General features: G+C 53.9%; 10 protein-coding genes (1 of these 10 running past the window's edge). All 10 read left to right on the plus strand.

The window, feature by feature from the left end; translation table 11 throughout:
* Nucleotides 1–384: 384 nt before the first annotated feature.
* The gene (locus PAECUDRAFT_RS23460; protein WP_006040667.1) at nt 385–4,887 is read left to right on the plus strand and encodes a non-ribosomal peptide synthetase; all 4,503 of its coding nucleotides are present in this window, start codon (nt 385–387) and stop codon (nt 4,885–4,887) included.
* A gap of 48 nt (nt 4,888–4,935) precedes the next feature.
* Entirely contained in the window at nt 4,936–6,411 is a 1,476-nt protein-coding gene (locus PAECUDRAFT_RS23465) for a SagB family peptide dehydrogenase (protein ID WP_006040668.1), read from the plus strand.
* A 9-nt stretch (nt 6,412–6,420) separates the two neighbouring features.
* Complete coding sequence (locus PAECUDRAFT_RS23470) at nt 6,421–7,674, plus strand: macrolide family glycosyltransferase (protein WP_006040669.1); 1,254 nt, start codon at nt 6,421–6,423, stop codon at nt 7,672–7,674.
* Entirely contained in the window at nt 7,671–10,799 is a 3,129-nt protein-coding gene (locus tag PAECUDRAFT_RS23475) for a cyclic peptide export ABC transporter (RefSeq protein WP_006040670.1), read from the plus strand. The genes PAECUDRAFT_RS23470 and PAECUDRAFT_RS23475 overlap by 4 nt, the downstream gene beginning before the upstream one ends.
* A gap of 24 nt (nt 10,800–10,823) precedes the next feature.
* Nucleotides 10,824–14,585 carry a non-ribosomal peptide synthetase gene (locus PAECUDRAFT_RS23480; RefSeq protein ID WP_006040671.1) on the plus strand — a complete coding sequence of 1,254 codons (3,762 nt, stop codon included), beginning with the start codon at nt 10,824–10,826 and terminating at the stop codon, nt 14,583–14,585.
* Nucleotides 14,582–15,664, plus strand: coding sequence for a MupA/Atu3671 family FMN-dependent luciferase-like monooxygenase (locus PAECUDRAFT_RS23485; RefSeq protein ID WP_006040672.1), 1,083 nt, complete (start codon nt 14,582–14,584; stop codon nt 15,662–15,664). Before PAECUDRAFT_RS23480 ends, PAECUDRAFT_RS23485 begins: the two co-directional genes overlap by 4 nt.
* On the plus strand, nt 15,657–16,955 hold the full coding sequence (gene fabD, locus PAECUDRAFT_RS23490) for an ACP S-malonyltransferase (protein WP_006040673.1): 1,299 nt from the start codon (nt 15,657–15,659) through the stop codon (nt 16,953–16,955). Before PAECUDRAFT_RS23485 ends, fabD begins: the two co-directional genes overlap by 8 nt.
* 5 nt (nt 16,956–16,960) lie before the next feature.
* On the plus strand, nt 16,961–24,052 hold the full coding sequence (locus PAECUDRAFT_RS25045; protein ID WP_006040674.1) for an SDR family NAD(P)-dependent oxidoreductase: 7,092 nt from the start codon (nt 16,961–16,963) through the stop codon (nt 24,050–24,052).
* Between the two features lie 22 nt (nt 24,053–24,074).
* Nucleotides 24,075–24,338 (plus strand): acyl carrier protein, encoded by a 264-nt coding sequence (locus tag PAECUDRAFT_RS23505; protein ID WP_006040675.1) that lies wholly within the window; start codon nt 24,075–24,077, stop codon nt 24,336–24,338.
* A gap of 67 nt (nt 24,339–24,405) precedes the next feature.
* Nucleotides 24,406–25,543 carry the 5' portion of a radical SAM/SPASM domain-containing protein gene (locus tag PAECUDRAFT_RS23510; protein WP_006040676.1) on the plus strand. It continues 5 nt past the right edge of the window, so only the first 1,138 of its 1,143 coding nucleotides appear in the window; it begins with the start codon at nt 24,406–24,408; its stop codon lies off the right edge, out of view.

The raw sequence follows: 25,543 nt of genomic DNA on the forward strand, positions 1-25,543 counted from the left end.
TCCTCAGTAGTGCGAAGCTCGTCAAATGAGCTCCGTTATTCATGGATATCTTAACGGAGAATCACATGGCTGTAAATGACTGCCTTGGATGAACTATACTAGAAAATTACTTGACGGGTTCCAGAATCGGCAAGTATGATAAAAGTCACATTCGGATAAACATGTGTGTTAATTCGGCATGAACCCCCATTATTACCTCAAGCTAGTGCAAGCGAAGACTTCTGTAAAAACCGTATTTTCGACGAAAAATGCAATCTACTGCATCACGTGCGAACCTCATGAGACTTAATTCCCAACCACCACGAGCATCTTACCGACCTTTTGTTACAATCGATTTCAAAAACCACATGAACGGATAACTATTACACGCTGGAGGGTTGCCAAATGGGTGCAAAGCGATATCCTCTAACGCATCCGCAGAAGCGCATATGGTATACGGAGCAGATCAATCAGTGCTCCGCGCTTCATAACATTACCGGATCTATTCGCATTCGAGGCCCGCTTGATTACGGGATTCTTGAACAGGCAATTGACGAGCAGAAGCGCAAGCATGACGCGCTTAGACTACGGATTGAAGAAGTTGACGGCACTCCCGCGCAATATGCCATTCCCTTTAGCGAATTGGAAAAGGACGAGCCGTTTGTCGATTTTTCCTCCTTGCCAAACCCGGAAACGGAGTGGCAGCGCTGGGTAGAGGAGACGGCAGCTGAACCATTCTCGCTGGATGGCGGGCCGCTCTGCTCGTTCCCGACGTTCCGCATTGCGGAAGATGACGGCGGATTCCTAATTAAAATTCACCACATTGCGTCGGACGGCTGGTCCAGCACCATGTTGATCGATCAGATCCGAGACGCTTACGAACGTATAGCGCGCGGCGAACAATTGACAGGCGATTCCGCGCCTTCCTATCTTGACCATATTCAACGCGAAGCGGGATATCTGGAGTCAGCGAGATTCAACCGCGACAGAGCGTTCTGGGGCGCCAAGTTTGCTGGATGGCCTGAGGAGGAGCCGCCTCCGGCGTCTTCTGAATCGCTCGCCGGCAAACGGAAAATTTACATGCTGGATGCGGACCGTTCTAATGCTGTCAAGCATTTTCTCGATGAAACGGGCTGCAGCCTTTCGGCATGGTTCCATTTTCTAATCGCGCTGTACAATCGCAAGACAGCCGGACAGGCTGAGACGGTTATTGGCATGCCTGTATTTAACCGTACAGGGCAGAAGGAGAAGGCGACAGCCGGCATGTTTACGAGCACGATGCCGCTGCGCATCGCAATCGACAGCGAGGCCTCCATCACGGATGAATTGATACGGACTCAAAAGGAACTAACAGCGAGCTATTATCATCAGAAGTACCCTTACGATCTGCTTATTTCAGACCTGCAGCTTAAGAAGCGAGGCATAGACGGGCTCTTCGATATTAGCGTGAACGTTTATAACACGAAGGTGATCACCGAGTGGGCTGGCGCATCAGCGGAAGTGTTAGAGCATCATTGCGGAAGCCAGAGTCATTCCCTGCAGCTTGTCGTTAAGGATTGGCTGGCATCTGGCGAGCTGAAAGTGGAAATCGATTTCAAACTAGCGGAGTTTTCCGAAGCGCAAATCGATCGGCTATTCGACCGGCTGACATCAATGATTGATGGCATATTGGCCTCACCTGATTTGCCTGTTGGGCAAATGTCCATCCTGCTTGAACCGGAGAAGGAACGGCTTGCTGCATACTTGTCGACACAAAAGGAATATCCTCGCGACAAGACGGTCATGGCCTTGTTCAAGGAACAGGCACAGCGGACGCCGGATCGGGTTGCTGCTGTATACGGAACGGAGCAGTTGACCTATCGCCAATTGGACGAGCGATCAGATCGACTATCGGCATGGCTTTCATCCCGCGGTATCGGTAGAGAGTGTGCAGTCGGTTTGTTTGTCCGGCATTCACTGGATACGGTCGTTGCCATCCTTGCTGTTCTGAAGGCCGGCGCTGCATATGTACCAATTGATCCGGACTACCCGGTTGAACGCATAGGTTATATGTTGGGGGATGCAGACTGCGGATTGTTGCTCGCGAATGTGGCGGTTCCGGAAGGCACTGGATATGTCGGGCCGATCGGATTCCTTGACGATCCGAGCATGTATACGGAAAAGCCTGACCCGTCCTCAGTCCAAGCTGGACCTGACGATTTGGCATATATCATCTATACGTCGGGCTCGACCGGCAAGCCTAAGGGAGTAATGATCGAGCACCGTGGGCTCGTTAATTACATTTGGTGGGCCAAGAACCAATACACGCAAGGGGAAGACGACGTGTTCCCGCTTTACTCGTCGCTTGCTTTTGACTTGACTGTCACTTCTGTCTTCACGCCTCTAATCGCGGGCGGACGAATCGACATTTACCGCGACGACCAAGAGGAATATGTGTTGGAGCGAATGATGAAGGATAACCGGGCGACCGTTGTCAAGCTGACGCCGTCGCATCTAAGCTTACTGCTAGACCGAGATAATCGGGGAAGTTCCATCAGGCAATTCATCGTAGGGGGGGAAGATTTACGAACGGATCTGGCTAAGCGGATATATGACAGCTTCGGCGGACGAATTGAAATATGTAACGAATATGGTCCGACCGAGACGGTCGTTGGCTGCATGATCCATCGGTACGACCCGGCGGAAGACACAAGAGCGTCGGTACCGATAGGCATTCCAGCGGCGAACGTAGGGCTTCACCTGTTAGATCGCGATGGGAATCCCGTGCCTGAGGATGTGCTGGGCGAGATCTATATTACAGGAGATGGCTTGGCACGCGGTTATCGGAACTTGCCGCAGGTGACGGAGGAGCGTTTCGTCTCTTGCCCGTTCCTGCCAGGCGAACGTATGTACCGGACAGGAGACTTGGCGCGCCGGCTTGAGTCAGGCGTAGTCGAATACGCTGGTCGCGCGGATTTACAGGTCAAAATTCGCGGTCACCGAATCGAACTGGGCGAGATCGAACGGATGCTGGCAGAGCACCCGTCCGTTCGGGAAGCGGTCGTGATCGACCGGCAGACGAATGACGGAAGCAAGTTTTTATGCGGCTATGTCGTCCGAGAGCAGAGCGAGGAAGCGGTGAACCTGACAGCCTATTTAAGCGGCTGCTTGCCTTCCTATATGGTTCCAGCACATATTGTGGAGCTGCCATCTATTCCGCTGAATGTGAATGGCAAAGTAGACCGCGGCAGCCTGCCAGCGCCTGAGTTGAAGCGCGATGCGGCACAAGGTGAACGAAGGGGAGCCGGACATGCAAGTCCTGCTTTGAGCATCCTGCTTGCAGTCGCTAGGGATGTCCTTCAGGATGCCGGGATTGCTGAGGAAGACCATTTTTATTCGTGCGGCGGAGATTCGATCAAAGCGATTCAACTCGCTTCCAGACTTCGTGGACGCGGATTTGCGATCAAGGTTTCAGATGTGTTGGCCAATCCCGTATTCGCTGACATGGCGGATTGCCTCCGGTCGATTGGCTTGGATGCAGCCAATGAAAGTAAGCGAAGTGAAGGCGGACTGCGTTCTACGCCGATTTTGGACTGGTTCCTGACGCGGCCTTTTACAGAACGACATCATTATGTCCAGTCGGTATTGCTGCGGATGAATGACGAACTCACAGCAGGCCAATTGGAAAAGATCATTCGCGATCTCGTTAATCGCCATGACTCGCTTCGATTGAAGCTTGATCCATCGACCGGCGCGATCGTTTTCAATGACGATGCCGCAATCGATGCTGTTAGCGTCTACGATTTGAGTGATGGCTCAGCACAGGAGCAGCTTGATCGAGTGAAGGCGATCGGCGAACAGCTGAAGTCGAGCTTCAAGCTAGATCGCGATGCTTTGCTGAAAGCGTGCATATTCGAATTGGGACAGGATAGCCGCATGGTGCTGTTAACTGCCCATCATCTTGCCGTCGATGCGGTATCCTGGTCGGTGCTGATGGAAGAGTTCGGGTTACTGTATCGGAATATTCAATTAGCGGAGACGTCATCGCTTCCGTCCACTACGACCTCTTATCAGCGTTGGGCAGAGCATCTATGGGGCCGCCTGGAAGATTCAGAGCATGAAAGCGCCTACTGGAAAGCTGTCTTGGCGGACGAGCTATATATTCGGCATGATGCAGACGGACAAGAGGCGGAACCATTTGCAGGGACCGTGAAGGAATGGATGACACAAGAAGAAACGGAGCAGCTGTTGAAGCAAGCCTCCGCTGCATACGGAACGAACACGCAAGAGTTGCTCGCAGCTGCATTGGCGGCGGCAGTGCAAGATGTCTTCGCAATCGAACGCCCCGTAGTCGAGCTGGAGGGACATGGACGCGAGCCTTCCGATCCGTCAATCGATCTGTCGCGAACAGTCGGCTGGTTTACAACCTTGTATCCAGTCCGTCTGCAAGCTGTGGAAGGCGAAGCGTGGGAGACGAGCATCAAGTCGATCAAGGAAACGCTGCGAAGCCTTCCTTCCCGTGGACTTGGCTTCGGACTTTTGACCAGACTGTCTCGAACGCTTCATGATCCCGGCGAAGGCCGTCGAATCCGATTTAACTATGTCGGAGAGCTAGATTCCTCCCTGAATGGAGGAGAGCATTTTACGTTGTCTGAGGAGTCGTCCGGCTCCGATAGCGGTCAAGGCAATCGGCCAACGGCGCCGCTTGACATTGTGGCGATGGTGATAGGCGGCCGGCTGCAATTATCCATTGGCTATGATCGCGGCGCGGTCCGGTCCGAAACGGCGACCGATTTTGCGGGATGTTTCGCAAAGCGCACGAAAGAACTAATCCGCCACTGCTGCAGCGTTCGGGAAAGGAACTATACACCGTCTGACTTTGCTACGATCTCCTTGTCCCAGGAAGCGCTCGATAGCTTGTACCTGTAACGATGTCGTTGAGCGCGAACCAAATAAACCGAAAGCGTGGGATCGAAGATGAGTAAATCGATGACGACGACGGTGGAACATCTTTCCATCTTTCAATATACAAGGGGTCGGGAATATGAGGGCAATCGGTTCGAGATAAGCCCCCGCCCCGAGCGCTTCAAAACCTATAACGGTCCATGCGTCCGATTGAAGACGTCGATTCGCAAAGGGGGAGAGGGTTCCCCGACGTCAGGCAGCCTCAATGGCGTTGAATGGTTGAAACGAGTGATGCTGCCGGCTTTCGGCGTTACCTCCGTCAAGTTTCATGGTCACGAGTCAGAGCTGCTATGGTCGTTTCCGTCGGCAGGGGGTTGCTATCCTGTAGAAGTATACGTGGCTGTCCGTCGGTTAGATGGCGTGCAGCCCGGCCTGTATCATTACAACGCGCTGCATGCCTCGCTCTACTGGATTGAGGATGAGCATGCGGCAGAACGTGTTCGCGATGCACAGCCAGCAGCGACCCGAGACGCGGACGTGTGTTTCATTTTATCCATTGTCCCGTGGAGGACTTGCTGGAAATATGCGCACAAGGGCTACCGGTTCGGGATGATCGACGCGGGTCACGTTGCAGCTAATTTGCAGCTTGTACTGCGGTCATTAGGCTGGCAGTTTGCTGCATACACGAACCTGCGATCGGAGGAACTCTCCGCGTTGTTGAAGTTGGACGCGCTCGAGGTGCCGATCGCGATGATCGCAGCGAGTGCGGGTTCTCCTATGCATGGCGACCATGAGACAAGGTCGGCTGTTCCTCCTCAGCGATTGCAGATCGCTGAACGAGGCGAATCGCTGGATGATGCAGAAGCGCAATTGTTCAACTGGGCGCCGATCTTTGAGTTTCAAGAGAGGGTAAACCGAACGGTACCAGCGCCTTCTGACGATTGGCTGACGCGATTGTCGCTGCCGGAGGAGTGGACGGATTACGACCAACTGCTCCCGCTTCTGATTGACCGGCGCTCGAGCGCTGCGTTTGAGCGCTGCGAGCTACCTATTGAGGATTTAAACACGATGCTGATGTTCATCGAAAAGCTTGAGCTTCTTCCGGTATTTTATTTAATTGTCCACGATGTTAAAGGACTGCCTTCTGGCGTCTATCAATACGCAAAAGGCGATCTTCGCTGCATGAGGGAGGGAGATTTCCGCGACTTGTCTGCTGGAATCTGCCTGGGCCAAACTTTCCTCAAAGATTGCTCTGTTCTGTTCGTTTTCACGGTTGATATTGCGCAAATTTCGAAGGAAGAATTTTCCCAATACCAGCAGAGCTCGATCGACGGGGGCGGACTCGGACAACTCATTCATTTGAAAACCGAAGAGATGGGGCTTGGTTTCTCGGTTATCGGCGGCTTTTACGACGATGAGTTCCGAGAGCTGCTGCAGCTGTCTTCCTCTCATCAAATCGTCTATGCCGGCGCTTGGGGACGCAATGCTCCGAACGCAAGCGAAGCTCGCAAGCACGACCGTTATGTGATGAATAGACCACAATCGTAGGAGGAAGTCATGACGAGAGGCATATATTTCGGCGTTGACCTACATGGTCACGTCAATCCGACACTGGGACTCATACGAGAGCTGACCAGTCGGGGCGAAGAAATTTTGTATTATTCAGGCGAACCGTTTCGGGAACGAATTGAAGCTGCGGGCGCTGCCTTCACTACGTATAAGGAGCCGCTGGGCTTCGGTACGCACGATGCCGGGGGTATTGAGACGTTCCTCGTGACAGCAGATTTCATTCTTAGCCGCAGTCAGAAGATTGTTAGCAGTTTGCTAGAGGAAGTACAGGCATGGGCACCCGATTATATCGTGCATGACGCCTTCTGTTATTGGGGCAAAGAGCTGGCTCTCCAGTTGGGCGTACCGGGCATCTCGGTATTTGCGAACTTCGCTTACATTGATGAGATGGCAGATGTCGACCCTGAATTTTTTATGGAGTATGTGTTGCGGGCGGGGAACGACCCTGTCTATGCGAAGAACAAAGGAAAAACAGACGTCTATCGCAAGCTGGAAGCCAAGCTTTCGAAGATCATCGCTATGAAGTATGGGGTTCATACCACAAGCATAATCAACGATATTTTCTGCGGCAAAGAAAAGCTGAATCTCGCGCCGACATCGCGCGAATTCCAGCTTTACGGGCAAGCGTTCGATGACAGCTACGTGTTTACGGGTTACGCCATCGAGCCGCGTACAGAGCCTGACGATTTTCCGTTTGAATGGCTGGACGGCCGTCCGTTAATTTATATCGCTTTAGGCACCATTTTTAATGATGCCGAGCATATCTACACGAAGTGTATAGAAGCGTTCGGTGACCAAGAAGTACAGGTTGCTATGTCGATAGGCCATCAAGTACCGGTAGAGCGACTTGGACAATTGCCAGATAACGTGATCGTTCGTCCCCATATGCCGCAATTGGCGCTGCTCAGTCGAGCAGCCGCGTTCGTCACCCACGGCGGATCGAACAGCATTCACGAAAGCCTTTGTTCGGAAGTGCCAATGGTTGTCGTACCTCAGAGCTTCGACCAATTCATGGGTGCAATCGCGGTAGAAAAGGCAGGGACTGGCATTTTCCTTCAAGGTGAAGATTGGCAACCAGCCGAGGTGGCGGATGCGGTCCGTCGCGTCCGTACAGAGCCAGCCTATCAAGAAGCCTGTGGACGCATTCACCGGTCGCTCGATGAGGCAGGCGGGCCGGCTCGGGCAGTGGATGCGATTTTCGCTCATGTTGCAGCAGAGCGCGGAAAGGCGTTGCAGCCATGATGAACAAGTGGAGAAAACCAATAGCGTTCTTGCTGGCGCTATTTGCAGTCGTCGTGATGCTGTCTGATCAAGTGAAAGCCGATTCCTATGCGCCCATAAGCGGGCGGTTGGACGAGATCGAAGATTATATTCGCAGCGAGAAGGAGAAGATGGGCGTTCCCGGCCTCGCAGTCGTCATTGTAGAAGGGAACAAAACGGTACTTAGCAAAGGGTACGGGTGGGCGGACCGAGAAGAGAAGCGTCCTGTAACGCCACAGACACTGTTCGAGATCGGTTCGACAAGTAAGGCGTACACGGCACTCGCGGTACTCCGTCTCGAAAAGGAAGGCCGGTTGGATCTGGATGCGTATCTCAGCCGTTACGTGCCGGGGCTTCACTTTACGTATAAAGGGAAGGAAGCGGAAGTTACACTTCGCCAGCTGCTTCATCATACGAGCGGCGTACCGTTCCGAACGATCGGTACCATTCCGCAGGCGGATGACGAAGGTGCATTGGAGCGTACCGTCCGTATGTTGAACGGGCTTAAGCTGGATCGCAAACCCGGAGAGAAATACGATTACGCTACGATCAATTACGATATACTCGCGTTTGTCGTCCAGCAAATTACTGGCTTACCGTTTGAAAAGTACATGCGTGAACAGATTTTGGACCCGCTTGGTTTGACCGGCACGTATATGTACCAGGCGCCGGAAGGAGCGGAGATGGCACAAGGGTATAGGCCGGGCTTGCTCCGCACGTGGGCTTATGACGCTCCTGCATTTCGCGGTAATACGGCGGCAGGTTACGTGATATCGAGTGCATCTGAGATGGAGAAGTGGCTGAAAATTCAACTCGGTGTCGTCCCAGGCCTCGGACTTGATCCGGAGATCGTCAGAAAGTCTCACGAACCGGATCAGACAGTGCCACCGAATCCGGATGGATCATCCTATGCCGCTGGATGGGGCTTGTACTATAAAGGCACTGGCGAGCTGGCGCATGAAGGAAGTAATCCGAATTTCTCCTCATTCCTCATCCTTCGCCCGCAAGACGGCATTGGCGTTGCAATATTAGCCAATGAAAGCGACATGAGAACAATGACATTGGGTCAAGGCATCATGAGCATGATCATGGACAAGAAGATGCCGGATCCACTGAAAGATATGTGGAAAGGGCTGGACGCTACCGCATCAGCAGGTTTGTTTATCTCCGCACCGGTCGTCATCCTTACAATGTGGCAGCTTATAACCGCTATCGTGCAACTGGCGAGGCGGCAGCGCAAGTTTAGAGCAGGAGCTGCTCAGGTATTGGGTGTCTCTGCGTCGCTGGTGATAGGCGTCGCTGTATTAGGATATTGTTTGTACCAAATTCCGGATGCTTTGTTTGGCGGATTGAATTGGCAGTTCGCTGCCGTTTGGGCGCCATTCACAGTACCGGCTGCTGCCTGGGCGATCTTTATAGCGGCAACGTTATTCGGCATCTATTATGCTCTGACGGCGCTTGCTCCGAAGCCTGGAGATAAGTCAATGCTTCCTTTGGTCGTATTGAGCTTAGCCAGCGGCTTCGGCAATGCTCTCATTATCTTTATTGTTAACGCTGCACTTGGTCACATCGATGACGAGAAGTTTCCAAGCGGTCTGCTGCTTTACCTCTTCGCTGGCATATTCTTGTACGTCGTCGGCCAGAAGCTGGTGCGCACACGGTTAATCCGGATCGCTAATGACATGGTTTATGGCAAAAGGGTCGAATTGACACAACTGGTGCTTAAAGCGCCATTCCGTCGGCTTGAGCGGCTGGAGCAAGGGAAAATCCAGGCGGCGCTCAATAACGATACGGAGGTCATTAGCGAATTTTCCAATATCGTTGTGACAGGAGCGACTAGCCTCGTTACGTTAATCTGTTGCTTTGTTTATATGGGAACGATCAGCGGCTATGGCCTGCTCGTCTCTTTGTTCGTCATCGTCACCGCAGCAGGTCTTCATTTCCTGTTTGGCCGTCAGGCACAACGGATTTGGGAGCAGACGCGAGACATCCAGAATGTATTCTTTGGTTTCATTCATCACATGACTTCCGGATTTAAAGAGCTTGCGCTTCACGAAGGCAGACGGGAAGGTTTCCAGTCAGACATGATCGCAAGCTCGCAAACTTACCGCGACAAGCGCATTCGGGGCGACATGAAGTTTGCGAATGTGAATGTGATCGGCGAGCTGCTCTTTTCGGTTGTCGTTGGCGTAGTCGCGTTTCTATTCCCTGTTTTATTCCCTGCAATGAAGGCATCGTCAATCCAAACCTATGTATTCGTATTGCTGTATATGACGGGGCCAATCCATGGCATTCTCGGCTCGATTCCGAATATGATCAGAGTCCGAATTAGCTGGGGCCGAATCAATGCGCTGGCAGCGGAATTGTCGGAAGAGCAAGCAGGCTCGGAGTCGCTTGCTGCCGCTGTACCGTTACCTGCAGGCGTTCCATTCCGCTCCTTAGAGCTGGATCATGTCGTGTACAGACATCCGTCTCGTGAGGATGGGGCGACGTTCGAGGTCGGGCCGATCAACCTTGCATTCCGTGCGGGTGAAGTAACGTTCATTACCGGGGGCAACGGCAGCGGTAAATCTACTCTTGCTCGACTGACAACGGGATTGTATGCGGCGGACGACGGAGAGATCAGAGTGAATGGAATGGCTCAGGAGCCAGAATGGCTCGGACAGCAGTTTTCAGCGATATTCAGCGATTATCATCTGTTTGAGAAGCTGTACGGCGTTGATGTGGCAGCTAAGGGTGACGAGATTGAACGGCACATGTCGCAGCTCCGTTTGCATGGCAAGGTGCGGATTGGCGACAGTCGAATGGATACGCTCGCTTTGTCAACCGGCCAGCGCAAACGGCTTGCGTTACTAATAAGCTACCTGGAAGATCGTCCGATCTATCTGTTCGATGAATGGGCAGCGGATCAAGACCCTGAGTTCAGGCAGTTCTTCTACGAGGCGCTGTTGCCGGAGCTGAAGGAACGTGGAAAATGTATTATCGCAATCACGCATGACGACCGTTATTTCGGTCTGGCAGATAAGATCGTTAAGCTAGAGCTCGGTCAGGTCGTCGGTATCGAGGATGGAAACCGCCTAGCGCAAACGGCGAACGCAGCAGGGTAGTTGCAATCAAGAGGAGGAATTTGGATGAGTGACGCGGCGAAGCTTGACCGTGCAAGCATCGAAGATATTATGGCATTGACGCCCACTCAGGAGGGGCTGTTGTACCATTACCGCAGCGGAATGGACGAGGACAGCTACGTGCAGCAGCTTAGCATCCGGTTTGCAGGTGAGCTGCAAATGGACGTTTTGCGCGCTGCTTGGCGGCATGTGGCGCAAGCTAACGAAATGTTGCGAACGGTGTTTCGGTGGGAGAAACTGGAACACCCCGTTCAGATCGTACTTCGCGAGCCGAACATTCAGGTAGAAGAACGGGATTGTTCTGCGCATACCGCTGAGGAGAGGGAGAAGCTTGTTGCGGATGCAGTCGAAGAGGAGCGGAACAGGCCGGCTGACCTAACGGCAGCGCCGCTGCGCGTACTGGTATGCGTGCTGGACAATCATCAATTCGAGATGATTGTCAGTTGGCATCACATCTTGTTCGATGGCTGGAGCAACGGGATTCTGTTGAAGGAATTCATGCAAGCTTATGATGCCTGCTTGTCAGGTAAGGAACCTAATGCCCCTCGCAAGACGCGGTTCAAGGAGTTTGTGTCGTGGCTGCAGAAGGGAGACCGCGAAGCTAGCCAGCTGTATTGGAAGGAAGAACTGGCTGGATTCGCGGATCGGGCTGTACTTCCGCTTAGCACGGGAGCCGGTGCGGAAGCAGCTCGACGCAAAGTGCCAGGCACATTCTCGGCTCCGATTCCTCCGGAGATGATTGCGCAATTGACCGATTATGCTAGAGGGAAGGGCGTAACTGCTGCTACGGTGCTGTACGGCGTTTGGGCACTCCTTCTCCATAAGTACAGCGGCGCGGGCAATGTTATTTTCGGTACGACTGTCTCGGGGCGAACGCCAGAGCTTGACAATGTGGAAGAAATGATTGGCTTGTTCATTAATACGGTGCCCCTTCGCGTCACCATCGACGAGAATGTGTCGGCAGAGCAAGTTATTCTTGCGGTAGATGCAGCCATTCGTCGAAGAGAGGCATATGAAAGCACGCCAATAACGGATATTGCGGCTTGGAGCGGCGCGGGCGGAGCAGATGGATTGTTTGAAACGATCGTCGTTCTTGACAACTATCCGCTCGACGCATCGGCACTGCGATGCGGCAGTTTGACGGCAACCGACTATCAAATGCGAGAATCAACCCACTACAAGCTGACGCTCGGCATTCACACCTTCGGGGAGTGGATGGTTGATTTCGATTACGATGCAGCAACCTTGTCTGCAAGCGATATCGAACGCATGGCAGGACATTATTTGCACCTGCTGGATCAAATTGTTCATCAGCCTTTGCGGCAGGTAGGCGATCTTGATCTCGTTACTCCTTCTGAGCGGGAGATCATCTTAACCCGTTTTAACCGCTCAATTGAAAAGTCTAGCCAGAAGCTGGCGCATCACGTATTTGAAGAACAAGCGAGTGCTAACCCGACGCTTATTGCCGTTATTAGTGGCGGTCAAAGTTTCACGTACGGTGATATCAACGCTCGTGCTGAGCGTCTTGCACGCAGGCTTCGGCGCGAAACGTTCAAAAGCGGCGAACGATTAGTCGCCTTGTTTGCGGAGCGTTCTGACGAATGGATCGTCGCCATGCTTGCTGTATTGAAGGCTGGCTGCGGCTATATTCCGATTGATAACGCCTATGCGCCAGCTAGAATTGCCTACATGTTGGAAGACAGCGCTGCGGAAGTGCTGTTGATTGGCGACGGCTTGGAGGCTCCGCTTACGTTTACAGGCCGTGTGGTTCAACTGAGCGGTGCTGCTTCTTATGAAGGCGATAGTTCTGACACTCCGCTGCTCAACACCACGGAAGAGCAGATCGCATACGTTACCTACACTTCCGGTTCGACTGGCGCGCCTAAAGGAGTAATGACAGAGCACCGCCAATTGCTGGCCTATGTGCATGCCTTCCAGCAAGAATTCAATCTCGGTCCGGGGGATGTCGTACTCCAACAAGCGTCATGCTCGTTTGACCATTTCGTTGAAGAGGTGTATCCGACGCTGCTTAGCGGCGCTACCATCGTGATTGCTAAGCGCGAAGACGTGCTCGATCCTGACAGGCTGGTCCAGCTGCTGCAAACTAGCGGCGTAACCGTCGTTACCATTCAGCCATTGCTGCTCAGCGAGCTGAATAAGCGAGGAGGCGTCCCTGGCGTGCATACCTACCTCAGCGGCGGAGACGTGCTGAAGGCGGCGCATTATGACCAATTGGTTGACAAGGCTCGCGTATACAATACGTACGGACCGACGGAAGCAACCGTATGTGCCACTTATTGGCGATGCGATCCCGAGGTTGAGAAGAACATTCCGATTGGATCGCCGATTGCCGGCTATAACGTCTACATCGCTGACCGCCGCGGGAAATTACAGCCGATCGGCATACCAGGCGAGATTTGCATCTCAGGTAACGGAGTGGCGAGAGGTTATCTTCGCAACCCGGAGCTGACGAAGAGCAAATTCGTACCAGATCCTTATCGGCCGGGTGAGACGATGTACCGGACAGGGGATGTTGGCGTTTGGCAGGAGGATGGCACCATCCGCTTCGAGGGACGCAACGACGAGCAAGTGAAAATTCGCGGTTACCGGATCGATCTTCGCGAGATCGAGCTAGCGCTGCAAGGGCATGAGGCAATCACTGAGGCATTCGTAATGGCAACGGACGATGCGGCTGGTGAGAAGCAAATCGCAGCATATGTCGCAATTGGAAGAGAGATGACGGCTTATGAACTTAGAGAGCATCTCAGTGACAAGCTTCCGGCTCATATGTTTCCTTCTGTATACTATCGAATCGCCGCTATTCCACGGACCGGCAACGAAAAGGCTGATAAACAGGCGCTGCTTCGCTGCACGGACAGGCTGCCTTCCGGTCGTGTTGGCGTCGAGTCGCAAAGCGAGACAGAGAACGCCGTCATCGCGGTTTGGCGCGACGTGCTGAAGCTTGCTGAAATCGGGCCAGACGATCACTTCTTTGATATTGGAGGCAATTCCCTGCTGCTTATGACGCTGCAAGCTAAGCTGGAAAGAGCATTCTCCGCAGGGATTACCGTCACGGACCTTTTCTCGCTCCCGACCGTCAGTAAACAGGCGGAGTGGCTGGATAACCGGTTGTCACGCCGTGAAGCGTATCCGATCGACGGTTATCAGCCGCTTCCCGAGGATTGCTTCGAGCCGCGTTGGTCGAAAGGTGAAGCAATTGCTGGTCAAATCCAGCTGCAGGTTCCCCTTGAAGTGGTAGCCGCGCTGGATCGTTTGGCAGCTGAGTGCTCGGTGGAACGGTACGACATTCTCGCATCGATGTGGGGATATTTGTTCGCAGAGGCAGCCGGACAGCGATCTGCGGTCTTCCATGCTGCTGTGCAGCACGGGGCGTTGGCGATCCGGCTGGATCTTGATACGCTGCATGATTTTACGGGCTTGTTTGCGAGTGTTAGCGCAAAACTGCGGAACGCTGGAGCTTCGGGCGTCATTCCACTTGAGCGTGTGGATCGCTTCATCCCGGAGCGTGCTCCATCGGATACGCTGCCTTTCCTATGCCGGTCAAGCGCAGTGGCTGAGAGCGAGCGCATCAGACTGCTTAGCTTATATGATTTGATGCTTATCGTTGAGGATACGAGCACAGGTAAAGGCTTGGGCCTGACATTGCAATATCAGAAAGGTCGCTTCCAGCAGGGAACGCCAGAGTGGCTGACTGAATCATATCTTGACCTCCTTCGGCAATTATCCGGAACAGGGGTGGTGTCTTGAGTTTAAGTTTTAGTTTGTTCTTCTTCTCTTCCGACGGCGAGGGGGAGGAGCGCGGAAAATATGACGCCCTTCTTGATCTCGCGGTCGAAGCAGACGAGCGCGGGTTCGAGGCGGTATGGACGCCAGAGCGGCATTTTCATCGATTCGGCGGCCTGTTCCCGAATCCATCGGTCTTAGGGGCCGCTCTGGCAGCCAGAACCCGCAGAATCGCTATTCGGGCGGGCAGCATCTCGCTTCCGTTCCATCATCCGATCCGCGTGGCAGAAGACTGGTCGATCGTAGACAATTTGTCTGGCGGTCGTGCAGGCTTGTCCGTAACGTATGGCTGGCATCCTAAGGAATACGTGTTTGCTCCTGAGTTATATGAGATTCGCAGGGAAGCGATGTTTGAGCGATTGGCCATTCTAAAGCAGCTATGGCGCGGTGAACCTGTTGCGTTCGCTTCGCCCGAAGGCGAGCAGGTGATCGAACGTTTTTATCCTTCGCCAGTGCAGCGTGAGCTGCCTATCTGGATAACGACGGCTAGGACGAGAGACACGTGGCGACGAGCAGGTGAGGTTGGCGCTAATGTGTTGACTGCGCTATATGCGATCGACAAGTCCGAGCTTAAGGATCACATTGCGGTATATCGGGAGGCGCGTCGGATGAATGGACATTCCACGGATGGCCGCGTAACCGTCATGCTGCACACGTTTCTAGGCGATGACTTGAATAAGGTGCGCGAGACGGTGCGCGAACCGATGATACGCTATCTGGCCTCCCACACTGAAATGTATGATGATGCCATGGTTGCTCGAGAGCTGCGTGTTGATCCATCCCGAATCAACGATCGGCACCGTAGAATGGTCGTTTCGGCGGCATTCGAACGATACTGGAATGAAAGTGCTTTGTTCGGGACAACGGAGACTTGCGTGTCCATGACGGATGAGCTTCAGGCGATGGGCGTGGACGAGATTGCTTGTTTGCTTGATTTCGGCGTCTCCGAGCGCGAAATGGCTGAAAGTTTAGCACATATTGATCAGCTTCGGCTGCATTACGCAGACTTGGCCTCGAAGGAAAGGAGCGGAATTAATGGTTAAATGGGCGATGCTTTTTCCCGGCCAGGGATCGCAGTATGCGGGAATGGGCAGAGAGCTTCGCGACGAAGCCGAAACGGCTCGGCATGTTTTTGAAGAAGCGGACGAGACGCTCGGCTATAAACTTAGCGATATCATGATGGGCAAGGATTCAGAACGACTTACCCGTACCGAATTCGCTCAGCCAGCATTATTGACGGTCAGCGTAGCGGCATATCGTGTCTTTATGGAACGTATCGGCGGAACCCCGGATTATATGGCTGGCCATAGCTTGGGCGAATGGTCTGCACTCACCTGTGCGGAGGCAATGTCCTTTGCGGACGCGCTGCGTTTAGTGGCGTTGCGCGGTCGACTGATGCAGGAGGCAGCAGATGCAGGCGAGGGCGCGATGTGCGCCATTATTGGTTTGAACGCTGGCGAAGTCGAAGCAATATGCCTGAACCTGTGCGCGGCCGGTACGGAAGTGGTAGTTTCCAATTATAACTCGCCAGTACAGACGGTTATTTCCGGCCGCAAGGATGCGGTCCAGCGTGCCGTTGCTGAATTCGAGTCACGAGGGGCAAAAGCGGTCTACTTGAATGTGAGCGCTGCTTTCCACAGTCCGTTAATGGCTTCGGCCGCTGAGCGACTGGAAGAGTCTATGCGCGGGGCTAAACTCGCTGCTCCCCGCTTCCCGGTTATTTCAAATGTAACGGCGCTGCCGCATGCTTCAGCGGGCGAGATCGCCCGTAGCTTGGTTGAGCAGATCGTCTCGCCTGTACGTTGGGAAGCGACGATGCGATTCCTGGCAGGCGCAAACGTAAGTACAGCCGTTGAGCTGGGCCCGCAGGCCGTGCTTGCTCGGCTGGTCAAGGCAAACACAGACGGCATGCAGGCCTATTCTTTCGAGAAGCCGTCGCAGACGGAGGAGCTTCACGAACAGCTGAAGCTGGTGCGCTTGGGCGCACGGCAGCAAACCCTCATGTTCGTGGCAAGCTGTCTGACAACAGCGGCTGCTACGCGCAATCGCAATTGGGACGAGCGGGCGTACCGGGAAGGTGTAATGGAGCCATACCGGAACATTGAAGCAATCCAAGAGCGGTTAGATGCCGAAGATCGTGCGCCGGAACCGGATGAAATGCAGGAAGCGTTCCGTAATCTGGTACAGATTTTCCAAACGAAGGGTGTACAGACGGACGAAGCGGAAGAGCGGCTGCTCGAGATCATCATAAGGACGGGGACGGGCGAGCTGTTCCCTGAATACACAGATAAAGCCTCCGGTTCAGAACGTGCCGTGGCTGCGGCTAGGGGGTGAGCGGCATGGAGTTCGGGAAAGTTCGCCTGCAGGGCAGGGGAAGGGCAGAGAGCAGCGCGTCGGCCAAGCCTCCTGTGTCTGAGACGGATATCGCAATTGTCGGGATCGGGCTGCAGCTGCCGCTTGCCGAGAACGAGGAAGAGCTATTAAAACTTCTTCGTGAAGGGGCAGACGCGGTTCGCCCATTGCCAGAGTCACGCCGCAGCGATACGGATCGTTATTTCCGCGCCGCAGGAAAGGATTCGTCTAAACTTGCCTATGGCGATGCAGCATATCTAGATGCGATCGACCGTTTTGACTATTCGTTCTTCAAATTGTCGCCCAAAGAAGCTAGCCTGCTTGATCCCAACCAGCGGCTGTTCCTAGAGACAGCGTATCGCGCGGTCGAGGATGCTGGAATGGGAGGCAGTCGCTTGGCTGGCAGCCGAACGGGCGTATACGTCGGCTTCGGCTCTGATTCGGATTACAAGCGCATGATCGATACGGTGGAACCGGAGTCAGCTTCGATGGCGATGCCTGGTAATGTGAAGCCGATCATCGCGAGCCGGCTGTCGTACCTTTTAGACCTGAAAGGACCAAGCTTCCTCGTCGACACAACCTGTTCCTCGTCGTTGGTAGCCGTCCATCTCGCATGCCAAGGTATCCGGAGCGGTGAATGCGATCTCGCGATCGCAGGCGGCATTCAGCTCCATCTGCTGCCAGTGCGTGATTTCGAGGTAGGGATTGAGTCCTCCACAAGCAGGACGAGGACGTTCGACGATGCAGCAGATGGCACGGGAACGGGTGAAGGGGCAGCTGTAATCGTGCTGAAGCCGCTCGCTCGCGCGCTGCAGGATCGCGATTCGATCTACGCCGTCATCAAAGGGAGTGCCGTAAATCAGGATGGCAGCTCGGTGGGCATCACTGCGCCGAATGCAGACGCTCAAGCGGATGTGATTGCGGAAGCGTGGCGTCAGGCGGGCATTTCGCCTGAGACGATCGGATATATCGAGACGCACGGCACCGGCACGAAGCTTGGCGATCCGATTGAGTTAGAGGGTATCCGTCGCGCCTTTGGCAGATACACAAACCGGAAAATGTTTTGTGCGGTCAGCTCCATCAAGAGCAACTTTGGCCATCTCGACAATGCGGCGGGCATCACAGGTTTGATGAAGGCCGTGCTGGCGCTGAAGCATCAGCAGCTGTTCCCGACGCTGCATGTTGAACGGCCGAACCGGGCAATTCCTTTTGTCGATTCTCCAGCATATATCAATACGCGCCTCACTTCCTGGGAAGCGGGGGACACGCCGCTGCGCTGCGGAATCAGCTCGTTTGGCATCAGCGGGACGAATTGTCACGTCGTGATGGAGCAAGCGCCCGTAGTTCCGGAGGTAGCCGTAGCGGGACTGAATGGGCAGCTTGAACTACTGCCACTTTCGGCACGATCAGAAGCTGCTTTACTCGAATTAGCCAAACGATACGCGGACTATCTGGAATCGCATCCTGCAGTCCGTCTGGTGGATGTTAGTCATACAGCTGCTGTCGGTCGCGGCCATTATCCGTATCGGATTTCGGTCCTAGGGGCCAATCGCGAAGAGCTATTGAAGTCGCTTCGGGAGCTAAGTCTGAAGGACATCCAAGGTCCGACAGTTGCAGATAACGGTTTGAACCTTCTAGCGGATGGGGCGGTTGATCGCTTCCACGTCGAACCGGTCAGTAAGTCCGAAACGCTGCGTGAGCTAGGAAAGCTATATGAAAGCGGCGCTGAAATTCGCTGGGAGCGGTTATTCGAAGGACGGGAGACGGCAAGATTGAATCTCCCTGCGACGCCTTTTGAACACCGGCGGTGCTGGCTTAACCTCCCTGAAGATGCTGGCACGCTAACTAAGAACGGTATTGAGCCAAGCATGACTTATCACCGACTGGAATGGCGGGAGGAGCAGCTGCCGTTAAGCGAAAACGCACAATTCGGACGGATGCCGACTGTTATTGCAGGCGCCGACAAAGCGTTCGTGGCTCAAGCATCAGCGCGTCTACGTACAGCAGGCGTAATGAACGTGACAGAGGCGGTGCTGGCAGCGGATCAATCTTTGAGTGCTGACAATCTCTCGACGCCTACGCCTATTCAGGCTTATGCGGATGAATTCGGCGAGCTGCTCAACCGAGCCGACGGATCAGGCCCGCGGCGAATTGTAATGCATTTCACTGGAGATACAGCTGGGAACTCGCAAAGCCTTTATACAGCAACTTGGCAGCTGCTCGGCTTGTTGCGATCGCTTGCGACTGACGAGCGGAAGGAACCGGTTGAGCTGATTCTGGCGGCAGCAAGCGTTTATCGTATTGCTGGAAACGAATCCTCTGCGAATCCAGATACGGCGGCGTTGTTCGCAATGGGTAAGGCGATCCAATGGGAAATGCCGCATATTCGGGTACGCTGCGTCGATTTCGGTTATTCGTCAGATGATGTCGATGGCTTTATTCATACATTGACGAGCGAAGAATCGTCAGAATCAACGCCTTACACAACAGCATGGCGTGAAGGCAAACGGTATGTCGAGCGGGTAAGCGCGCTGCAAGATCAAGCTGTAAGCGGGAATGCCATTGTTTGGCGGACGGACGGCGTTTATCTCATTACAGGCGGGCTCGGCGGCATCGGTTTACGCATCGCGGAAAGAATCGCTGCCAAGGGCGCGGTTCGGATCGCGCTGCTGAATCGATCGGCATTCCCGCCTCGTGAGGCGTGGGAGCAGATTGAATTGGAGGATGCAGCGTCCGCCCACGCTGATGTGATTCAAAAAATTAGGGGAATCGAGCGAACTGGCACGCACGTGGAAATCGTCTGTGCCAACGTCTCCGACGAGCGGTCGCTGCGCGAGGCGCTAGAGCAGCTTCGACAGCAGTACGGTCGCGTGAACGGCATTCTTCATGCGGCGGGCAGCGGGGACGGAAATTACCTGACGTCGCTCGCGGAGACGGAATTCGAGGCGTTCATCAGCGCGAAGGTTCATGGCACTCGACTACTTGATGAGCTGACCCGTGAGGATGACCCTGACTTCCTAGTCCTGTGCTCATCCGCTATTACGCTAGTTGGCGGCGTTGGCTCAGGTCCATACGCAGCAGCTAACGCATGGATGGATTCCTACGCATCGGCACGCCGTGCTGCAGGCGGACGGGTGTTGTCCATCGGCTGGCCATCCTGGGAACGGACCGGACTTTCCGCGAATTCAGAGACGGATGAACGGAAGGAACTGTTACACATATTGCCTCCTGAACGCGGGATGGAGGCGTTCGAGCATTTGCTTGGCGTGCCAGACCCTCATGTGTTGGTCGGGGAATGGAACCGGGAATGCGTGCTGTTCGAGCTTGCAGACAGGCTGCCATTCCGAATGGACGAAACGCTTGCATCGAGCGTGAAGAAGAATCAGACAAAGCCAGCCGAAGACGTCAAGGCTGCGCCGGTGAAGCTGAAAGGGAAGGGCGCAGGGGCATCCTATTCCGAAGTGGAGCAGAAGGTCGCGCAAGCCTGGATGGCAGTGCTTGGTTACGAGGAATTTGGCGTTGATGACAACTTCTTCGAGCTTGGCGGCGATTCGATCCTGATCGCGCGGCTGCATGAGCGCCTGCAAGCAAGCTTCCCAGGAAGAACGAAAATCGCTGACCTGTTCAGCCACCCGACCATCGCTAAGCTCTCCACGTATCTGCAATCGGAGGATATGACAAGCGACGATAGATCGCGCAGCAATGAAGGAGCTGGCAGCAGCCAGAAGACGCGCGTCGCAGGAGAAGCGACCGATATTGCCATCATTGGCATGACTGTACGCCTGCCGGATGCGCCTGATTTGGATACCTTTTGGGACAACCTTGTTAGCGGCAAGGAGTCGATACGCCCCTATCCGGAAGCGAGGCAAGACGATGCTAGGCGGTTCGTTGATTACTACACGGATGTACCGAAGGAAGCCCTACGCTTCAGCCACGGCGGATATCTACCGCGCGTCGACGAATTCGATCCTGAGTTTTATGGGATTTCGCCGAGGGAAGCATCACTTATGGATCCGAACCAGCGGATGTTCTTGGATGCCTGCTGGCAAGCCATCGAAGATGCTGGCTACGGCGGCGGAAAAATAAGAAGCACACGGACAGGCGTCTATCTCGGGTTTGCGGACTGGCCGGTCTATGGGCAATACATTAACAAAAAGTTCCCGTCGCTAATCCACGCCGCGGGAGCTGGGAATACGCCATCGCTTATTGCGAGCCGGATCGCGTATTTACTTGATTTGCAGGGCCCCGCCTTTCTCGTTGATACAGCTTGCTCGTCATCGCTCGTTGCCGTGCATTTGGCCTGTCAATCAATCCGTACCGGAGAATGCGACATGGCAATTGCGGGCGGGGTGAAAGCATGTCTTATGCCAGTGGAAGGGGTATTCGAGATCGGCATTGAATCGTCGAATCGGCAAACTCGCGCCTTCGATAACGACTCGGACGGCACCGTCTGGGGCGAAGGAACCGTTGCGCTCCTCCTCAAACCGTTGGAACAAGCTTTGGCGGACGGGGATCGTATCCATGCCATCATTAAGGGATCTGCAATCAACCAAGACGGTGCTTCAGCAGGCATCACCGCCCCGAATGCAGTAGCGCAAGAGAAGGTTATCGCACAAGCCTGGGAAGATGCAGGGATTGACCCGTCGACGGTTACGTACATCGAGACGCACGGGACGGGAACGAAGCTCGGCGATCCAATCGAGGTCGACGGTATCCAGCGCGCTTTCGAGCGGTATACGGATAAAAAACAGTTTTGTGCTATTGGGTCGGTGAAGTCGAATATCGGGCATTTGGACAGCGCTGCTGGCGTAGCAGGACTAGCCAAAGCAGTAGCATCTCTGCAGCGCAAACAGTTGGCGCCTACGCTTCATTTTGACCGCCCGAACCGAAATATTGCCTTTGAACGTTCACCCGTGTACGTTGTTGATCGCGCGCAAGCTTGGGAAAGCGACGGTGCCCCTCGCCGCTGCGGCGTCAGTTCATTCGGCTTTAGCGGAACGAACTGCCATGTCGTTCTGGAGGAAGCTCCGGAACCCGTTCGTACGGCCCAATTCGCCGATGAGTCGGAGCACATGCGAATTCTTGCGTTGTCTGGCCGTTCAGAGGAGGCGCTGCGAGACCAATGCGAGCGTTATCGCTCATTCTTGCAGACAAGCGTCGATTCACTTGATCACATCTGTGCTACGGCGAATACGGGGAGAGGGCATTACACCTACCGAATGGCGCTCTTGTTCCGCAATCGAAGCGAGTTGCAAGAGCAGCTGGAATGGTTCGCAGAAGCTAAGGAAGTTGGCAATGCTCAGTGGCCAAATGGCATTTATCACGGCGCACACCGCATTATCAGCTCCGAACGCGAATCGGCAACAGCTGGTCAATTGACCGCATCCGAGCATCGTCGACTGAGTGGTGAAGCTGAAGAGCTGCTGTCCGTTCTCAAGCCCAACTTGGACTCGGGCGCATCAGACAAGCATTGGAGCGAGCTTGCCCGTTTGTATGTGACGGGGGCTAACGTCGATTGGGAGCAACTATACGAAGGCGCGGAAGTACGCAAAGTTCGCGTTCCCACGTATCCGTTCCAGCGTAAGCGTTATTGGCTCGGTCCTGAGCCTAAGCCGCAGGTTGTTGAGACCTTTGTGCAGCAAAGGACAGAACTAGAGGACGCTCCAGCTCAGCCGACCGTAACGTTGAAGGGACTTGGTGAAGGCAGCTCCGACCCGATCTTAGAGCTGCTCGGTCAGTTGTGGGGTAGTTTGATCGGCGTGAGCGAGCTAAGCGTCGACGATGATTTCTTCGAATTAGGCGGACATTCGCTGCTCGCGATTGAACTGGAGCGGGAACTGGCTCGCAATGGCATTGAAATCGATTCAGATGATCTTTATCGACACCGTACGATAACCGAGCTCGCCCAACTTATTCGTGAAGGCGGTGGGGAGCCGGCGGAAGGAACTCAGACACGTGAGTCGGCAGCCAAGCTGCCTGCATCGGTCATTCAGCCACCTATGCCGGCCAATGTGCAGCAGCCGATATTGCCGACAAACCAGCCAACGTTCCAACCGACATCATCGACACAGCTAGCAGAGACGTTGATTTTGCCGGGTATCGAGCCCTTTAACGACATTTTTTATCGCAATTGCTTCTATAACTCGTTGTTCCCGGCTGTCCTTAGCTTCGGCCGCAGCATCGTGCCGTTCCTTGCCAATGATCTTGTCGTTTACGCAGGAGAGAATGGCGAATACGCAGCCACGTATGCAGAAATCCGGCCGATTGAGGATACCTTCGCTTTAGCTGGCGTTCAGTCGGTAACGAGATGCGGCAGCGAGGATATTGTTCAGGAACTGCTGGATAGTTTATCTGCCGGTCAACCAGCTGTCGTTTGGGTGGACTGTTATGATCTACCGATCCGGCAGGATGCCTACGGCAAAAGACATATCGATCATACGCTGCTCATTTTCGGATATGACCGACGTGAGCGGGTGTTCCACATCGTTGAGCATGATCGCATGGAAAATCTGTCGTACCGGAGACGCACGCTGCCGTTTGATGATTTGGCACGCGCGTTCGATGGCTTCATCGAGCGGTATGTCCAGACGGGACAGCACGAGGCGAGCCACTATTTATTCGCGCCAGCGCCACTTCCGACGGGATCGGAAGCTGACCCTACCGTGCAATGGGCTCGATGCTGGCATGAGGGGCAGAAGCAGCTTGCAGACAGTCTGGCGGCGTTGGATCGCTTCCGAGCCGATTACAGCCGTATAACGGCACAGCCGGATATGCTGCAGCAGCATATGGCAAGATTGGTCGCTTTCTTAAACGAAACGGCTTTAACGAAACGTGTGGAAATCTATCGATTGCATTCGCTGCTCCCTGGAGCGGAGGAAGAGCGTACGCTGCTGGGTGAAATACTGGCAGGCTGGGAATTCATTCGAAAAGGAATGGTTCGGTACATGTACGGCGATGCATACCGATCTGAGACATTCGAGTCCGGAGCGGAACGAATCGCTCATATCGCAGAACAGGAGCGCAAGCTGCACCGGATGATTGGCGCAAGGCTCGATCAGATTGCGGAACGAACTTATTAATCCATTTTGAGGAGGAAATAAAATGACAAACGAAATTCGGGAAAAAGTGATGGAAATGTTAGTGGACGTATTGGCTGAGGAAGGAGAAGGCATCGGCGAGATCGGGCCGGATGACGATTTGTCCGAATTTGGCGTTAATTCGATGACCTTTATTCGACTCGTACTCGCGCTGGAAATGGAGTTTGGCGTATCGTGGGAAGACGACGACCTGCAATATCAAAACTTCCTTACGCTGAACAACATTATTCGTTACGTAGAAGCGACAATGGCAAGCACGTCGGCCTAGGCTGTCGAGGCAACGAACATTCTCGTAATATCCATTCATAATCACAAGAGGGAAGGTGGGCGCGTACATGTGGACGAATGCTGGGACGCTTCGTGATGAAAAGCTGGTCGAGCACGTACAGAACCTGACGCCAATGCTCAAGCAATTAACGATTTTTCCGTCTGATATTTGTAATTATCGCTGTTCCTTCTGCCACATTTGGGGAGATACAGGCTGGGCTTTAAAGGAGCCTCAACGTGTCATTCGCGAGCAGCTTGATATTGAAGTCTTAAAGAAATTCATTGACCAGGTTCCGAAAGGACGCAACCCGATTGGCGTTATTTTGACAGGCGGAGAAGTTATGCTGTACAAGCATTTCGAAGAACTGGTCACTCATTTGCGGAGCAAGCGAATGAATGTGTACGTTAATACCAACGGATCGTTGATCAAAAAACGCGTTCAGTTTTTGATTGATAACACGGCTGTCGTCAACATCTCGATTGACGGGCCGGAGGAGTATCATGATGCGATCAGGGGGAAAGGCAGCTTCCAGACCATCTGCGAAAACATTGAAGCATTGATGGCGGAGAAGAAACGGCGCCGCAAAATGTTCCCGTTCATCAGCGTCAACATGGTACTGTCCACAAGCAATTACAAGAGCGCGATTGACTTTATCCCTGCGCTTCGAGAGCGGTTCAAGGATGCGGAAATCGTGCTGCACGACACCAAAAATCCATGGCAGAGGAAACGTGATATCGCAGTCAACTTTGCTCCGCTGCTTTATACGTCGCAGGAGCGCGGGGAAGCCTACGCGCACCAAATGAAAGAGCATTTGGATTGCGATGTATCTCCTGCTTGGCAAGGGTTCGTGGAGGATGAGATTCCGATCGATACTGAGTGGTTGAAGCGTGATTTGCAGGCCATTTGGGAGGCCGAAGGCGTCGATTACTCCCATTATGTCGATATTCACGACTATTATACGGATATCGACAATGTGTTTGGCCGATCCAAATGCGTTGCACCATGGCATGAGCTCATCGTCCGTCGGACAGGGGATGTGTATCCTTGCGTCGACTTGCCAGATTACAAGTTTGGCAATATCAACGAAAACTCGTTCCAAGAGCTGTGGGAAGGAGAGCGCGCTGTTCGATTCCGGGATTACCTGCGTAATGATAACCTGATGATGTGCAATCGCTGCACGCGTCTGTTCGCCGATCCGGAGTCGT

This window comes from Paenibacillus curdlanolyticus YK9 (genome assembly GCF_000179615.1).
Lineage (GTDB): Bacteria > Bacillota > Bacilli > Paenibacillales > Paenibacillaceae > Paenibacillus_T > Paenibacillus_T curdlanolyticus.

What these genes read in the sequence shown, in the direction of transcription:
- PAECUDRAFT_RS25045 (WP_006040674.1), top strand. Translation starts at nt 16,961, where the DNA reads ATGGAGTTCGGGAAAGTTCGCCTGCAGGGCAGGGGAAGGGCAGAGAGC.
- PAECUDRAFT_RS23475 (WP_006040670.1), top strand. Translation starts at nt 7,671, where the DNA reads ATGATGAACAAGTGGAGAAAACCAATAGCGTTCTTGCTGGCGCTATTT.
- PAECUDRAFT_RS23470 (WP_006040669.1), top strand. Translation starts at nt 6,421, where the DNA reads ATGACGAGAGGCATATATTTCGGCGTTGACCTACATGGTCACGTCAAT.
- PAECUDRAFT_RS23460 (WP_006040667.1), top strand. Translation starts at nt 385, where the DNA reads ATGGGTGCAAAGCGATATCCTCTAACGCATCCGCAGAAGCGCATATGG.
- PAECUDRAFT_RS23480 (WP_006040671.1), top strand. Translation starts at nt 10,824, where the DNA reads ATGAGTGACGCGGCGAAGCTTGACCGTGCAAGCATCGAAGATATTATG.
- PAECUDRAFT_RS23465 (WP_006040668.1), top strand. Translation starts at nt 4,936, where the DNA reads ATGAGTAAATCGATGACGACGACGGTGGAACATCTTTCCATCTTTCAA.
- fabD (WP_006040673.1), top strand. Translation starts at nt 15,657, where the DNA reads ATGGTTAAATGGGCGATGCTTTTTCCCGGCCAGGGATCGCAGTATGCG.
- PAECUDRAFT_RS23505 (WP_006040675.1), top strand. Translation starts at nt 24,075, where the DNA reads ATGACAAACGAAATTCGGGAAAAAGTGATGGAAATGTTAGTGGACGTA.